At 36.9% G+C, this 15,366-nt stretch carries 13 protein-coding genes; 4 read left to right on the plus strand and 9 right to left on the minus strand.

The annotated features are described in order from the left end of the window. Window positions 1-114 precede the first annotated feature (114 nt). From ACO1O5_RS05845 to ACO1O5_RS05870, 6 genes are all read right to left on the minus strand, one after another. The gene (locus ACO1O5_RS05845) at window positions 115-504 is read right to left on the minus strand and encodes a ribosomal maturation YjgA family protein (protein ID WP_486268901.1); all 390 of its coding nucleotides are present in this window, start codon (window positions 502-504) and stop codon (window positions 115-117) included. 147 nt (window positions 505-651) lie between these two features. Then, window positions 652-885, minus strand: coding sequence for a hypothetical protein (locus ACO1O5_RS05850; protein WP_486268902.1), 234 nt, complete (start codon window positions 883-885; stop codon window positions 652-654). A gap of 438 nt (window positions 886-1,323) precedes the next feature. Next, window positions 1,324-3,237: a hypothetical protein gene (locus ACO1O5_RS05855; RefSeq protein ID WP_486268903.1), complete on the minus strand. Its 1,914-nt coding sequence runs from the start codon at window positions 3,235-3,237 to the stop codon at window positions 1,324-1,326. Window positions 3,238-3,242: 5 nt separating this feature from the next. Further along, window positions 3,243-4,220: an AAA family ATPase gene (locus tag ACO1O5_RS05860; protein ID WP_486268904.1), complete on the minus strand. Its 978-nt coding sequence runs from the start codon at window positions 4,218-4,220 to the stop codon at window positions 3,243-3,245. A gap of 4 nt (window positions 4,221-4,224) precedes the next feature. Next, the gene (locus ACO1O5_RS05865) at window positions 4,225-6,837 is read right to left on the minus strand and encodes a transglutaminase-like domain-containing protein (protein ID WP_486268905.1); all 2,613 of its coding nucleotides are present in this window, start codon (window positions 6,835-6,837) and stop codon (window positions 4,225-4,227) included. A gap of 6 nt (window positions 6,838-6,843) precedes the next feature. Beyond that, a complete protein-coding gene (locus tag ACO1O5_RS05870) occupies window positions 6,844-8,217 on the minus strand; it encodes a DUF58 domain-containing protein (RefSeq protein ID WP_486268906.1) in 1,374 nt (457 codons plus the stop codon). A gap of 114 nt (window positions 8,218-8,331) precedes the next feature. Between ACO1O5_RS05870 and ACO1O5_RS05875 the strand changes: the two genes are divergently transcribed. Continuing rightward, on the plus strand, window positions 8,332-9,252 hold the full coding sequence (locus tag ACO1O5_RS05875; protein WP_486268907.1) for a class I SAM-dependent methyltransferase: 921 nt from the start codon (window positions 8,332-8,334) through the stop codon (window positions 9,250-9,252). 99 nt (window positions 9,253-9,351) lie between these two features. On the opposite strand, the gene ACO1O5_RS05880 is transcribed toward ACO1O5_RS05875, so the two are convergent. Further along, window positions 9,352-10,203, minus strand: a complete 852-nt coding sequence (locus ACO1O5_RS05880) for a glutaminyl-peptide cyclotransferase (RefSeq protein WP_486268908.1) — start codon at window positions 10,201-10,203, stop codon at window positions 9,352-9,354. 305 nt (window positions 10,204-10,508) lie between these two features. Between ACO1O5_RS05880 and ACO1O5_RS05885 the strand changes: the two genes are divergently transcribed. After that, a complete protein-coding gene (locus ACO1O5_RS05885; protein WP_486268909.1) occupies window positions 10,509-11,750 on the plus strand; it encodes a T9SS type A sorting domain-containing protein in 1,242 nt (413 codons plus the stop codon). A gap of 86 nt (window positions 11,751-11,836) precedes the next feature. Further along, window positions 11,837-12,412 carry a peptide-methionine (R)-S-oxide reductase MsrB gene (gene msrB, locus ACO1O5_RS05890; RefSeq protein WP_486268910.1) on the plus strand — a complete coding sequence of 192 codons (576 nt, stop codon included), beginning with the start codon at window positions 11,837-11,839 and terminating at the stop codon, window positions 12,410-12,412. 159 nt (window positions 12,413-12,571) lie between these two features. Here the strand turns inward: msrB and ACO1O5_RS05895 are convergent, their stop codons facing one another. Next, a complete protein-coding gene (locus tag ACO1O5_RS05895) occupies window positions 12,572-13,564 on the minus strand; it encodes a hypothetical protein (RefSeq protein ID WP_486268911.1) in 993 nt (330 codons plus the stop codon). Window positions 13,565-13,689: 125 nt separating this feature from the next. Between ACO1O5_RS05895 and holA the strand changes: the two genes are divergently transcribed. Continuing rightward, window positions 13,690-14,703, plus strand: coding sequence for a DNA polymerase III subunit delta (holA, locus tag ACO1O5_RS05900; protein WP_486268912.1), 1,014 nt, complete (start codon window positions 13,690-13,692; stop codon window positions 14,701-14,703). On the opposite strand, the gene ribF is transcribed toward holA, so the two are convergent. After that, the coding region (gene ribF, locus ACO1O5_RS05905; RefSeq protein ID WP_486268913.1) for a bifunctional riboflavin kinase/FMN adenylyltransferase at window positions 14,700-15,366 on the minus strand (667 nt) is incomplete at its 5' end. The two genes, holA and ribF, sit on opposite strands and share 4 nt — an antisense overlap.

Below are 15,366 nucleotides of genomic sequence, written 5' to 3' on the forward strand. Positions count from 1 at the left end.
AGGTTATTATCCATGATGCGCACCTGCATCAAACGCAATTTATTATTCGATAACTTTCAGTTATTATTTGAAATGTTTTAGAACGGAATTTTCCTTTTACAAAGTCAATTTCCTTTAACTATGATTTCTGTTTGCAAACCGTGTTGCTATTATAATCACGGTTGCAATACCGGCCGTATATATGGCGAGATCAGCCCATTCAAATGAAGTTCCGATAATAGTTCGGGCCAATTTTGAATTTTGCAGGCCGAGATGATTTACCAGGTGAAAATATTGGGAGAATTCGACGACGTAAGAAAAAAGCAAAACCGCAAACGCAGTAGGTAATACCGGTGTGTTTAAAAAAGATTTTACTGCGCAATAAATTAAGATCACTACTAAGAAGTCACCGATGTAAGGGCGGATGATTTCGTCATGAAGGAATAATGCGATAACAACTTCGGTAATAAAAATACAAACGGCTATAGTAAAATACTTTTTGTTGAATTGTAACAAGCCGTCCATCAATTAAAAACCTTAGTTAGATTATAAATAAGGCCGGTAATGGCACCGGCCATATTAAAGCTATAACAAAAGCTGGAATCAACATTGAAGTATGGTTCATTTTATGATTGTTAAGATGATTGGAATTGTTATTTGTTATAAACCCTCTCAACTTAATTTGACCGTCTTTGCTGCATTTTGGAAACCTGTAGTTTGGTTTTGATTCGCCGAATTTTTATTTACTTCTTGCTGTTGATGTGAATTTGAATCACTTGTCGTACGCGACATTTGAACGATACTCAGTACAGGCAGAGAAACCGAAACGATTAGCAGCTGTAATGCAAACCAGAAATTTTTAGCTTTGTTTAAAATGTTGCTTTTTGAATTGAATGTCTTTTTCATTGTCTTGATTTTTAAAATCTTATTGTTTAATTGTTATGCCAGCATCATTTCCACTGTGATGCCAAACTGAAAAAAATTAAAAATCAATGAGTTATGAAATGAAAGCCACAACTGGATTGTGCGATATCGTACAGCTGCATAATAATTACGAACAGTTTATGGCGGATAAAAAAGTTAAAGAATTGTTAGTAACATAACATACAAGTGTACACTAAGTTGTTTTTAAACCTGGATAGAATAATAGATATGGAAAGATGCAAGAACACAAAGATTCTTTGGTATTAGTCTAAAGAAGAGATAAGTCGAAAAACTTTTTAAGTTTGCACTAACAGAACCACATTGAACTAATGCCAGTGCCCATTGTATTTTTATTGTATTAAAAGTTTTCAGTGCTATAAAAAAGCCAAAAGACAATTGCAATTTTTTCAGCCTTTATACTCAGTCAAATTCCACTGGTCCGCCAACGCGAAATAACCTTAGCGCCAGTTCTTTTCCAACTCCTTCATCTTGCTTAAAATACATTTTTTGCTGAGGAACAATTATTTTACCGTTCGCGGCAGTAACACTGTAATCCACTTCGTATTTATTTTTTAGCTGGATAAAATTTATAAAGGCTTTTGGTATATCGCTTCCGCTGTTATCAGTAAAATCAATCGAGCAATCTTTTAATTCTTTCACAATACTTTGTTCCATGGAATTATTTAAACCGGATATGGAAAGATTCATCTTTACGGTAAAACCACTAAACGGAATCAATTGTGGGTACTCTCTGAAAAAATTGTATTTCATATCTTCCCCCTTGTTTTTATCACCATCATGAAAATAACTCCTGGCAAGGCTTTCATATAGCCTGGCTACGAAAAGTTTTTCGTGGGCGGTGTCTAATAAAGCTGTATTCAATATATTTTCAAATGTGTTTCGGCTATCGGTATAATTACCGGCTTCATAAGAAAATTCACCGTAAAAAAGCTGCATATAACGGACGATATTTTTTCGTTTTTCTGTCTGCGCCTTTTGTTTATATACTTTTGCAAAATATTTTGGGCTTATATTTTTCATCAGGCTTAAAATCTCGTCAAACCCTATTACATTTTCGCTCGCAAATATGTTATAGATTACCTGCTCACGTTCAGGGTTACCCGCTAATTCATTTACGAGGGCAAATTTTAAAAGGAACTGTTCACCCTTAAGTGCACTGATTTCGGATAAATCCTTTAAAGAATACCACCAGCCCGAATTCAAAAATTTGATGCGTTCGATTTTATTAGTTGCCAACATTAATTTTATAACATTCACAGCAAAATCATATTGCGATTGCCCCAGTGTAGTACCGATATGAACTTCCTTAAACTGCGCCGCTTTTGTGATGGCATTTTCGCAACTATCGAGTTGGCCATTGTATAAATAACTTCTTGCCAAAGCAATATTATACCAGCCAAAGCCAGGCGTAGAGCCATTTGTAAAGATGATGCTGTTTGTTTCGTCAATTGCTTCGCGGCTTTTTCCACTGTTAATATAAAGTGTGGGAAGAAAATAATACGCTTCAATTAATCTCTTGTCAAATGCATATTTATCATTTTCAAAATCTGTAATTGCCTCGCCAAAATTCCCGAGTGTATTTTGGAAATGAGCATAGTTGTTATAAGAAAATCCACCGGTCTGTTTCAGTATGTCGTAGTACAAGGCCGCGGAATCGATATTCAATAAATAGTTATGTATTATAGCAAGATAAAAAATAGAATTGGCATCACCGCCTGCCAGCGCTGTGTACAAATGATCTAATGCGAGTTGCTCATTTCCTTCGACAGTGTTTTTCAAAAATGAATATTTATGAATATAAATACGATTACGATGAATGGTCCAGGCTGCTTTAATATTATATTCCATAAAATCAACTCCGGTGTTCCAACTTTGAATTCTATTCAAAATCCACATGGCGCTGTCCGGTTCCTCCACATTGGAGTAGCTGTCGTATAAGGCATTGCAAATTTGAACAATGTCTGCCTGTGCAAAACTATATCGCCCTGGAGTTAAGACCTTTTTGAGATCATTTTTGTAATTCCTTTCAAAAAGGAAGAAGGCTTTTTTTAAAGGTTCGATACAATTTTTGTATCCAAGATAATCTGCAGCTCTGTCGTATTTAAACATGCCTTCGTAATACCATCCAACATAATAGGTGCTGTCCAGCCTAATAAATTCACGGCTCCGTGGCAACGCATCTTTGTCATAAAAATTTACGCCAATACGCTTGGCATCAATTTCATACCGTTTGGCATTTACCTGGGAAAACGCATTTTCGCAAAATACCGTTAGTATAAGAAATAAAAGATATGATTTGGGCAGCCGGAACATCCTTCTTAATTAATTTTTAATTTAGAAAGTCTGTCCATTTCGGCTAGAACAATATTATGAAGCGCAGTAGTTTTTGCTTCTTTATTCCTGTAAATGAGCCTATGGTGTAATACAGGCTGGGAAAGATCTTTCACATCATCTTCCACAACATACGTGCGGCCATTCACTAATGCATATGCTTTCAGGCATTTTAGAAAAATAATGCCGCTTCGAGTAGACGCAGCTAAAACGATATCGGGATTCTTTCGGGTAGCCCACACAATGTTGCGCACTGCTTTAATAATTTCTTGGTGCACAAATACATTTTCACATTGTTGCTGCAGAAATAATATTTCATGGATACCCAGCACCTGCTGAAGATTGAGTAAGTTATTATTGATGCCGAGATAATCTTTATAAATACCAAGTTCAGTTTCTTCATCTACGTAACCGAAAACTATTTTTATAAAAAACCTGTCGAGCTGTGCAGCAGGGAGGGGATAAGTGCCTTCCATTTCAACAGGGTTTTGTGTTGCTATGGTAAAGAATAGATCACTTAGTTTATAGGTGATTTCTCCCATGGTGATCTGGTTTTCCGCCATGCATTCTAACAAGGCAGATTGCACTTTGGGAGAAGCCCTGTTTATTTCATCAGCGAGTAAAATGTTGCAAAAGAGTGGTCCTTTCTTAAAAATGAATTCTTTTTTTATATCATCAAATATATGAGTGCCTAAAAGATCCATTGGCAACAAATCGGGAGTAAACTGTATGCGTTTAAAAATGACGCTATCATTATGGCTTTCTCCTGAAATGCTGTGTGCAAGCGTTTTGGCCATTACTGTTTTACCGGTACCTGGATTATCTTCCAATAAAATATGTCCCTTGGCAAGCAATGCCGTGAGCACAAATTTTATTTGATTGCGCTTGCCTCTTATAACGGTTTCGATATTATCAGTAAGGCGTTGTATATTCTGCAAGGCAGTTTCAGTATTCACTGTGTCCATTCAATTATATTTTGGGTTTTGAAAAAAAGTTTATGGTTCTGTAAAAGTTTAAAAATTTAGAGAATCTTTCTTTAAAAGGTATTTTATTTTTTATGGTCTTATAGAAAGGTTCGTAGAAATTTTGTACAGTAGTTTCTTCAGAAGAAGTTAATGCTTCTTTAGAGTATTTGCTTTTAAGATAAACATGCATAAACGAAGTAAATTTCGTTTTAAAGCGGGCATCAATCTTATCTTTTGCGAATTGGGTTGGTGACATATCATCTCTCGAAAAACCGAGCTGGTTGCAATAATATGTGGCAGCAGTGTAAGACCAATAAGCTTTCCTGGAAACTGGTTTTGTCTTTTTGGCTTTATAACTGAACCATTGAAATATTAACCATGGTAAGCTGAATACCAGTAAAATAAATAATGCAAAAATTGAAATGCCCAGCCATAACAGGCTTCTGAAGTTTACCGGCTGTTTCCTGACTTCTTTGATTGCCTGCTGCTTTTCCTTCGTAGAATCAATAATTTTTATTTCGTCGATGGGAGCGGGTTTTGGAATTTTTTCAAAGATGTCTTTATAATCATTGCTGTCTCTTAAAGCAATATTTTTAAACTGTTCTGAAAAGGAGAGTGCTGTAATTTCATATCCTTTTTGTAGTTCGGACAGTGGAACCTGTCCCGTATCCTTACTTATCGTTGCCAGGGATACATCCATTTCAAGCATTACCGGCTTTTTTAAATCAAATGTTTTATCATGGTAAATCATTTGACTAACTGACATGTCTACACGCTTTTTAACAGTATCCACATCGGTAACTTTTCCATGCGTTACAAACAAAGCTGTTTGTACTGTTATCGGGGGAGTTCCATCGGGGGCTGGTGCCTGTTGTTGTTCGGTACTCGGGATGGTTGTATCGAAGTCAAGCCACCCATAGCCGGGAAAATACACCTGAGTCCACGCATGGGCCTGGTCTTCGTAAAACCAATACCAGCCTTTGTTTTTAGTACTTCTATCCATTGTCAGAAACCCTGTAGATACCCGCGTCGGCATTCCGAGCGCTCTTAATAAAAAAAGTGTAGCACCGGCAAAATAAGCGCAATAACCTTTATGATTTTGGAATAAGAAATAGTTGAGTTTGCTGGCACTTGGTAGTCCCGGTACGCCCGGATTATCTGTGTACTTAAATAATGGTTGTCCAGTTTCATCATCGCTTAGAAAATAATTTCTTATGGCAATTATTTTATCAATAGGAGTTGGCGCATCCTTGGTTATTTCTTTTGCCAAAGCTCTTATTGAATCAAAATCATCTCCCTGTGGAATGAAAGTGTAATACCGCATAAACGCAGAATCTTCATTGTTCCAATTGGTAATTTTTCGCAGCAACTGAAATCTTTCATTTTGAAAATTTTCCAATTCTTTATTCCCGGCAGGATTGTAAACGAAGTAAGCGCTGTTAAGATCACTCACCATCATTTTAGCCCGGTAAGCACTCTTGAATTGTTGTTTATATTCCTTTTCAACCGCGATAGGCTGGCAAAAAAATGCAGTAGCGGGCGCTAAAAATTCTTTAGGTGAAAGCAAAGCTTTATACACTTCCGTGCTAACCACTTTTCTGTCGAGGTAACTTTCGCTTTTTAGTAAAACAGAAGTGTCGGTTTTGGTAAAATATAATGGAATTTTAGAAGGGTCGGGTTGAAATAAATCATTGGAAGGCATAAGACTGTCTGTCTCCAATGTTTGCGTAAGCGTATCAAACCTTGTGTAATAATCGTAAGTGTAATAAAGTGGGTTGGGCACTTCAGAGTTCGGGAAATAGTTATCGAGCTTCGCTATAAACACGAGTCTTTTTGTGGAACTTCTTCCGCCGCTTAGTCCCATTTGTTTCTTGTTGCTAACGGTTCCGTCTTTATTTTCTTTAGTGAGACTTTCTTTGTTAGGCGCTTGCGTTTCAGCTTTGTTGCCGCCGTATTGCTTTTCAATAGCCTTAAAATCTTTTTTATAAAAAGAGAAAATCAGCAATAAAATGATCCCTGCAACAAGTCCAAAGCCCAACAATTTCTTTATAATGAACCATGAAAAGTTGGGTTCATCGTCATTCATATTTCTTACTAACTCGGCGGTATAAATAATGTAAAATGCAAATAATAATACAGGTGCAAAAGTAATCACTAATTTTTTAGCGGTTATATCTGTTGTATTGCTAACCACAATAATTTGTAGTAATAATAGCATTGCAGAAAGCAGTACGGGAAACCAACGTAGTCTCGCAAATGCCCATCCCGTAAGCCATCCCGTAAAAAACAGGAAAGAAAAAATATAAAATTTGGTGATAGCATAGAATGCAGTGAACTCCCCCGTATAAATGTTGTCTACAATTTTACTTAGTATAAACAATACAAGTAATAACGGCAGCGTGGTTGTAATGAACCGAAACCGGTAGCTGTAAAACAAGCATCCCGCAACGAGTCCCGCCGCTAAAAAGAAACTCTCGCTGACCCACTGACTTTCCAAAACTCCATAGTATTCATTTAAATGCCATAGCATATAAGTGCCTATAGCAATTGCAGGGATTATCAATAGAGTAATTCTTGCAAATATTTTTTTAGCACTATATTTCTTTTCGACTTTCATTTAGTATCACGCATAAATAATCAAGCTTTCACACTCACTTGTTTTTAATAATTCTTTTATATTTTTTTCATTATCCAATATCTTCTTTCGAAGAGGTGATAAATTAAAGGCAAGTTGCAGCTTCTCCGAACTTTTCTTTTGTGGGTTTATGAAAATCCATTGCACCCAGTCAGTAACTTTCATTTTCGAAAAACTCTTGCTTAGCTCGACAAAAATAACTGTAAGACTTTTGCCGGATCTGTCAAGAACTGCTTCCAATTGCTTAATATCTGTTACTGATGAAATGCATAAAACAGAGGCATATTCTTTATTAAAATAAGAGACCAGGTCATTTTGTTTTTGCCATGAAGAAGTGCTGATAATGTATTTTATTTTTTGAACAACATCATCAGCATAAAATGCTTTTGTTTCCTGGTCGGGGATATATTGTATCAAATCATTCTGTCGAAATAATTGCTCGTAAACATTCCAGGTAATTGTTTTAAAATTATCGAGAAATACTGCGTTAAATTCTTCAAATACCTCGTTGCTTATCGCATTATAAAATGATGCATAAAAATAAATATGCGATGCATAAGGATCATTGGTTTCGGGAATCCGTACTACTAATTCTTTATTCTTTGCATAAATTTTCCAGACTATTCTTCTTACATCGTCGTTGTTTTCAAAGTTTTTGTAATTCAAAAATTCTCCCTCTACTTTTCTCATTTCGTCTATTCGTGTGTTAGTGTCTTCGGTTTTTTTAGGTTGAACAATAACTGACCCGGTATCGGCTTTCAACGGTTGCGTATAAAAATTACTGTTTACCGGAAGTATTGACGTAAAGGAAAAGAACTGAAAGAAGTCTTCAAAATAAATAATGCCACTATTTATGTCGTATTCCTTTATATTATTTAATGGCCAGTTATATATCCCTTTTGTTTCCAACGAAAAAAAGTTCTTTTTTGGCTGTATCCTTACCGGGGCAAATTTTGGGGAGATGTTATTGTTGTCATAACAGAGGCGTAGACGTATATATCCAAAGACCGGTTTAATTATTTTAGAAATATTTATTTCGATCAATTGCTTGCTGGCCACTTTTATTGTGTTCAATGTTTTTACCTGTAAATAGCTCTTGTTATTTTTTTTGTTGAATAGAAAAAATATCCAGGGTATAAAAGCGGAAATGAATGAAATGGAAAGAACAGCCAGGGCAAACCAAAATGTAACGGTAATAAACAGACCAATAATTGCTGTATGTGCAGTTTCGGGGGCAGCATTATTTTTTATTAACCAACGCCAGGCCAATATTAATGCAGTTATTAAAAGCAAAAGATGTATCCGAAATGGAATAAAAAAGCCCGTACGCCTTATTTTTTCCCTGATTGCTGCAATGTTCATTACAGGTAAAATTCATTCAAAAAAACATAAAGAAAAACAAAATCTTGATTCGGGACCATATATAAATGTAGTATTGGCAATTTTATATTTTCTTTGTATGAAGAGAGGAACAAAATGATCTTGTACGACGCTTGCCCATGTTGTGGGCAAAAAAATATTTCTTCGGTTCTTTTCGCCGAAGACTATACCGTTTCCCACGAGCGATTCGAAATTTGGCAGTGTAAAGATTGCACACTAAGGTTTACACAAAATATTCCCGGCATAAGTGAAATAGCCAGGTATTACCAATCTGAAAATTATATTTCGCACAGCGATACCAGCAAGGGGCTTGTCAATAAGCTTTATCATAAAGTGAGAAGTCGCACGCTGATAAAGAAACGAAACATGATTAAAAACCTTACCGGTAAATCTGAAGGAAGTATACTCGACGTGGGTTGCGGAACTGGAGCATTTTTGAATACCATGAAGCGATCTGCCTGGGAAATTACGGGCCTTGAGCCGGACGAAACGGCAAGGAAGAAAGCAAAGGAATTATATGACCTGGACTTGCAGCCTTCTCAGAAATTATTTTCTTTGCCCGTTAGTAGCTATGATGCAATTACAATGTGGCATGTGTTGGAGCATGTACATGAACTTCATCGGTATATAGAAGCTTTGAAGAACCTTTTAAAACGGGGGGGAAAACTTTTTATTGCTGTGCCTAATTATACTAGTTATGATGCAAAAGTCTATAAGGAGTTTTGGGCTGCGTACGACGTGCCGCGACACTTGTATCATTTTTCTCCGGCGTCTATGCGTAAGCTGTTATCTATGCATAATATGGAGGTAATTTCAATTGAGCCGATGTGGTACGATAGCTTTTACGTAAGCATGCTCAGCGAAAAATATAAGAACGGTAGTTCAAATATTTTAAAAGCGTTCATTAACGGTGGTGTTTCAAATCTTAAAGTTCTTTCGGACCAAGAAAAATGCAGTTCAATAATTTATGTAATCTCACCCCAACGTCCCTCCGAAGGAAAGGAAACTAACTTATAAAGTAATTAAGTTTGATTTATTTTTTGTCAGAAAGAAATTGCATTTAGAATTTAATAAACATCAAAAAAATCAGAAGAGCTCAACGTTCCTGCTTAGAATCTACGGGTTATTCAGCTTGATTTCGAAAAGCTTCGGCCAGTCTTTACCGGTAATATATAATTTTTTAGTTGCGCTGTCATAAGCTATTCCGTTTAATACCGCTTCATTTCCCACCTGGTCCGTCTGGTCGTATTGATGAAGCAGACCTGTAAAATCCATTATACCAACTGCATGGCCATTAGAGGTGTCAATCTTATAAATATGATCATTATACCACCTGTTCGCAAAAACATACCCATTAATATATTCAAGTTCATTAAGACTGTCGAGTTCGCCGGTATTATCGGCAACTGTAAGAATTTTTATTGTTTTCATTTCTTTAGTCTTTTCATCCGGCTGCACGTAATATAGTTTAGATGTTCCGTCGCTGATGATAAGGCTATTGCCGTCATTGGTCAATCCCCAACCATCTAAGCTCCAGTCATATGTTTCTATGGGATGCATGATGTCGTCGACATTGTAGACAAAGATTTTGTGGTTTTGCCAGGTAAGTTGATAGATCTTGTTTTTGAAAATAGTGATGCCTTCACCAAAAATTGATTTATCCGGTATAAAATATTCTTTATCAGGCTTTCCGGTTTTGATGTCAACAACCCTCAAAGTTGTTTGGTGCTCTTCATCTGGATGGCCGGTTCCCTCGTAAAGTTTTCCCTTATAAAATTGAAGTCCCTGGGTAAAAGCCTTAGGGTCATGAGGAAATACGCTGTCAATTGTGAACGTAATTTGCTGGGGTGGAGGAATATTATTGGGTTTTGCAAAGGGTAGCGTCGGATCTTCGCTTGGGGTGGTAGTATTGTTGTTGCAAGAGAATAAAAGTACTATTAATGCGATTCCCGTAAATTTCTTAATCATTACATATTTTTAGGCGCTGTAAAAATAGCAAACGGCTTTGTTATACGTGTTAATTCATTTATAAAATGTTTTTAATGAACGCTTTGAGATATGGGAAATTTGTGTTTTATTTGCACTCATCAACCTCTGTTACTGGCGCTAACCAACTTTCCTTCAAAGGTAAATAACGCATTCAAACTTAGTTGATGTTCTTCGCTTCCATTTATCCCATGCATTATTAATATCCTCTGTAATTCCCGATTCAGCATTCCTATTTAATCCCGCTTACTATCATTTTAGGACGATTCTGAATCAAAACAGGGAAAATGAAATTTATCTTTACAGTTATTTGCTTAAGTTTTACAATTTACGGTTCGGCCCAGAGATGTGGCACACCGGAGTACGTAAAGAAAAATAGCACTCCTTTGGTACTTTCTTCCATACCCAATGTAGATAATTCAAATACACGCGATACCTTACCCGGTGAAGTAATTGTTGTGCCGGTTGTTTTCCATGTTTTATATAATACAAGTGTACAAAATGTGAGCGACCAACAAGTTTTATCTCAATTGGCCGTATTGAATAATGACTATAGGAGACATAATGCAGATACTGTTTACACACCGGCCCCATTTAAAAGTGTGGCTGCCGATGCAAGAATTGTATTTTGTCTTGCAAAAGTAGATCCTGATGGCAAATACACTACAGGCATAATACACAAGCATACCAGTTCAGATTTATTTCTGTCAGATGACGAAATGAAATTTTCTGCAACGGGTGGTGATGACGCATGGGATTCCAAAAAATATCTCAACATTTGGGTTTGTAATCTTTTTGGCCGCACGTTAGGCTACGCAGTTATGCCTGGTGGCCCGGCAGAAAAGGATGGTGTTGTGATACAATATACCGCACTGGGTACTACAGGTACCGCTGCCGCTCCTTTTAATAAAGGACGAACGGCAACACATGAAATTGGCCATTGGCTTGGACTCAAACATTTGTGGGGTGATGCCCAGTGTGGTGACGATGGTATTGCTGATACTCCGCCGCAGGAATCAAGCAATAGTGGTTGTGCTTCATTTCCTCATTTGTCTTCCTGTTCTATTAATTCCTACGGCGATATGTTTATGGATTTTATGGATTTCACCGATGACGCCTGTATGAATATGTTTACCCGGGGCCAGGCAAATGAAATGCGCAGTTTGTTTGCTTTGGGAAATTTCAGGAATTCTTTCCTGAATTCATCCGTTTGCGACAGTTCTCTTGCGCAGGGAGGGCCGCTTCCTACAGACTCAGTAACAACCTCAAGTAATATTACAATCTCGGTTTACCCGAATCCATTTAGTAACCAGGTTACTATTAGTTGCAAGAATGGGGCAGATATTACCGGCATGACTGTTAAACTTTACGATGTAACGGGAAGGCAATATCTTACAAAGGTTATAACAGCACAAAAAACTACCATCAACGTTAGCAACCTTCCTTCCGGAATGTATATACTTAAAGTGGATGCAGGTAATTTATCAAAGATTTTCAAACTAATAAAACAAAATAGTTTAAGTCTGTAATTCAATGGTGTAGCAATTCTCAGCTTCTTAACATTTCCTAAGGAACCTTTTTATAATTTTGTCTCGTAAATAGATAAAAAAAATTTATGATGAGAAGAATTATTTACTTGTTGTCAATCGTCACTTCTTTGTTATTGACTAATTGTACCCAGTCGCAAACTAAAAGTTCCCAATCTGAAGCTACTTCAACAAAGAACTCAGGTACGAAATATCCTGATCCGCAGAAAGTTCCTGAGACTACAAACTTTCCCATGAAACTTTCGGAAAGTGAATGGAAGCAAAGATTAACGCCCGAACAATATTATATTCTGCGGGAAAAAGGCACCGAAAGAGCTGGCACAGGCGCCCTCGATCATTTCTATAAGAAAGGCACCTATTATTCCGCTGCTTCCCTGCAACCGGTTTTTAGTTCTGATACTAAATTTGACTCAGGTACCGGGTGGCCAAGTTTTTACGCTCCCATTAATCCGGATGCAGTTAAATTGGTAAGGGACGAAAGTTATGGACAGGTACGATGGGAAGTCGTGGATTCCAAATCAGGTTCGCATTTGGGGCATGTATTTGATGATGGTCCTGCTCCAACGGGCAAACGCTATTGTATGAATTCTGCGGCTTTAATTTTTGTGCCGGAGGGAGGAAAGCCTCCTTTGGCCTCAAAATAATTATATTGACAGGGGTCGGAAAAGTTTGAAGAGTAGTTTCAGCGCCTTTCAAATATCAGGCATTTTAGATCCGTTTTAAAATTCATTTTTCAAATAAAAACGCTTTCCATTATTCACGGAAAGCGTTTTATTATGGTCAAATGCTGTTACGATAATTTGCTATCCGAACAAGCCACCCTTCTTAAACGAGCGAACTCCTTCACCAATTTTGAAGCCGTTGTTATATATTTCAATTTTATAATTTCCCGTTTGGAAATTACTATGTTGGCTCCATTCTACGGTAACGGGTTGCTTTTGCCCCTGGACATAATTTATCTGAACTTTCTCAGTATATGGTATCTCAGAACCATCCCGTATTTTAAATTTTCCGGAACCTAATGCATCTACTGCCACGGGATTTCCATCGGGAGAAGTGATACAAATGTAAATATCCTTCGGACCGGTTTGCGTGATCCTGTTTTCATCAATATCAAAAGATATTCTTAGTTTATCAACTCTTTTTGCTGTTGTTGTTTCTTTTTCCTTGCCACTACTTTTTTCTTTTAAACCAACTATACTAAAGTTGGAAGCGTGCAAAGTAGAACCAATATCAATTACATTTTCTCTTTGTTTAATAACCTGGTTGGCCGAATCGTAATTCTTGTTGGCAATGTCACGTTCTTGCGTGACCTGTTGCTTCTCTTGCGTTAATTGCGTGTTCTGGGTTTTTAATTCTTCAATTTGCGCCGTGTATGTTTCAATATTTCCTTTCAATTCAGCAATTAATCGCTTTGCTTCGGCCAACTGGGCGGCGGTTGCATTCTTGTCGTTTAAGATCTTCTGCACCTTATTTTTAAGTTCCTCGATGTCTTTATCTTTTGTTTTTAAAAGACTGTCGGCCTTTACATTCGAGGTTTTAAGAACGTCAAGTCGAAGCGCAGCGTCATTTAATTCACGTTGCAATTCGTTTTTAGAAGAATCGCTATTAACCAATTGTGTCGTAAGGTCCTGCTTTTCCTGCTTGGTTTTATTTTTATCATAAATGATATAGCCCCAGGTGCCCAATAGGGCGACAATGAGTATGCCCGTTAAAATATTGCGGTTGTTGTTATTCCTAACCAGCGGCGTTTTTTCTTCGGGAGCATTGCCTTCAGGGAAATTTTCGTAACTCATATTAAAGATTTTTTTTAAAGATATACATTATATGTTTTCCAATACCATCCCAGCTCACAATTTATAATTTTTCAAAAAATTTATCAATACGTTTTTGAATAACTGTAAAATTTTATCTTTGAAAGATGAGTGGAATAACTATTCTGTCTGACTGGAAAAAAAATATCTTTAAACCACTTTATTGGTTGGAAGGGGAAGAAGAATTTTATATAGATGAGGTGATGGATTACGCTGAAAAGAAGATTTTGAGTGAAGCTGATGCTCAATTTAACCTGAGTATTTTTTACGGAAAAGATGCTAACTGGGCGGATGTTTTAAACTCCTGTAGACGCTACCCTATGTTTGCTGAAAGGCAGGTTGTTTTGTTGAAAGAAGCCCAGCAAATGAAAGACATTGATAAATTGGAAGGGTATATTGAAAAACCGCTAGGTTCAACAGTGTTTGTGGTATCCTATAAGGGTAAAACCATTGACGGCAGAAGCCGTATTGCAAGGCTGATAAAAAAAAATGGCGAGGTTTTTTTATCTAAGAAAATTTATGAAAACCAATTGCCTTCGTGGACTAACGGCTATGTGCAGTCGAAGGGATACCAGATAACGCCAAGAGCTTTAACATTGCTGGTTGATCATATTGGCAACGATTTAAGCAGGATCGCCAACGAGGTAGAAAAGCTTTCGATCAACCTGGGAGCGGAAACAAACATCACGGAAGATGATATTGAAAAATACATTGGCGTTAGCAAAGAGTATAATATTTTTGAACTGCAACATGCCCTTAGTAAAAAAGACCTGGCAAAAGCAATCCGGATAATTCAGTATTTTGAAGCGAATCCTAAAGCGGCGCCCATTCAGTTGGTACTGCCTTCTCTCTACAACTACTTTACAAAAATTTTGGTTATCTACCAGATGAATGATAAGAGTGAGAAAGCGCTCAGGCCGATATTTTATAACAACCCGTTTTTAGTTCAGCAGGCGATGGATATGCTTATGAATTATTCTTATGCAGAAGCTGAACAGGTAATCATGTTGCTTCATTATTACAATCTAAAAAGTATTGGAATAAAAAATTATGGCACATCCGGGGGATCGCTGATGAAAGAAATGGTTTATAAAATAATTAAGACAGGAGTTAGTAATTAAGTTTTTTTCAACACTTGTAAGCTATTTAATTTATCAAGAGCAAGTTGTTCCTGTAAGGTTTCAAGGCCGTCAAACTTTACCTCATCTCTCAAAAAATATTTTACATAAACCCTGATGTTTTGTTGGTAAATTGTTTTATCAAAATCAAAAATATTTACTTCGATAACTTCTTTTGTGCCGCCTACCGTAGGCCTGGTGCCTATGTTCATCATACCTTTATACTTTTCGATGTGTGATATATCATCCAAAGCAACTTCTACCGCATAAACGCCATGTGCGGGAATTAATTTGTTTGCGTCGTTGACTTCTATATTAGCAGTAGGGTAACCTAACGTTCTTCCCAATTTGTCGCCCTCAATTATTTTTCCTTCAAAAAAATAGGAATAGCCTAAATATTCATTCGCAGTTTTAAGGTCTTTTTCCTTAAGTGCCTGTCTTATCCTGGTTGAACTTATAATAATATGGTGCAACACATGCTCGGGGATTTCTTTTACCAAAAAATTGTAAGTAGCCTGGTAAGATTCCAGCAATTTGTAATCACCCTGCCGGTTTTTTCCAAAGCGGTGATCATAACCGATAATCAAAGAATGTGGATGAAATCTTGCTACCAAAAAATCGCTTATATATTCCTCAGCAGTTTGTTCAGAAAATTCCAAGGTGAAC

This window comes from Ginsengibacter sp. (assembly GCF_057362405.1).

Excerpts from the sequence above, each read along its gene's own strand:
- ACO1O5_RS05885 (WP_486268909.1), top strand. The coding sequence starts at position 10,509 with ATGAAATTTATCTTTACAGTTATTTGCTTAAGTTTTACAATTTACGGT.
- ACO1O5_RS05880 (WP_486268908.1), bottom strand. The coding sequence starts at position 10,203 with ATGATTAAGAAATTTACGGGAATCGCATTAATAGTACTTTTATTCTCT.
- holA (WP_486268912.1), top strand. The coding sequence starts at position 13,690 with ATGAGTGGAATAACTATTCTGTCTGACTGGAAAAAAAATATCTTTAAA.
- msrB (WP_486268910.1), top strand. The coding sequence starts at position 11,837 with ATGATGAGAAGAATTATTTACTTGTTGTCAATCGTCACTTCTTTGTTA.
- ACO1O5_RS05845 (WP_486268901.1), bottom strand. The coding sequence starts at position 504 with ATGGACGGCTTGTTACAATTCAACAAAAAGTATTTTACTATAGCCGTT.
- ACO1O5_RS05855 (WP_486268903.1), bottom strand. The coding sequence starts at position 3,237 with ATGTTCCGGCTGCCCAAATCATATCTTTTATTTCTTATACTAACGGTA.
- ACO1O5_RS05895 (WP_486268911.1), bottom strand. The coding sequence starts at position 13,564 with ATGAGTTACGAAAATTTCCCTGAAGGCAATGCTCCCGAAGAAAAAACG.
- ACO1O5_RS05870 (WP_486268906.1), bottom strand. The coding sequence starts at position 8,217 with ATGAACATTGCAGCAATCAGGGAAAAAATAAGGCGTACGGGCTTTTTT.
- ACO1O5_RS05860 (WP_486268904.1), bottom strand. The coding sequence starts at position 4,220 with ATGGACACAGTGAATACTGAAACTGCCTTGCAGAATATACAACGCCTT.
- ACO1O5_RS05865 (WP_486268905.1), bottom strand. The coding sequence starts at position 6,837 with ATGAAAGTCGAAAAGAAATATAGTGCTAAAAAAATATTTGCAAGAATT.
- ACO1O5_RS05875 (WP_486268907.1), top strand. The coding sequence starts at position 8,332 with ATGATCTTGTACGACGCTTGCCCATGTTGTGGGCAAAAAAATATTTCT.
- ACO1O5_RS05850 (WP_486268902.1), bottom strand. The coding sequence starts at position 885 with ATGAAAAAGACATTCAATTCAAAAAGCAACATTTTAAACAAAGCTAAA.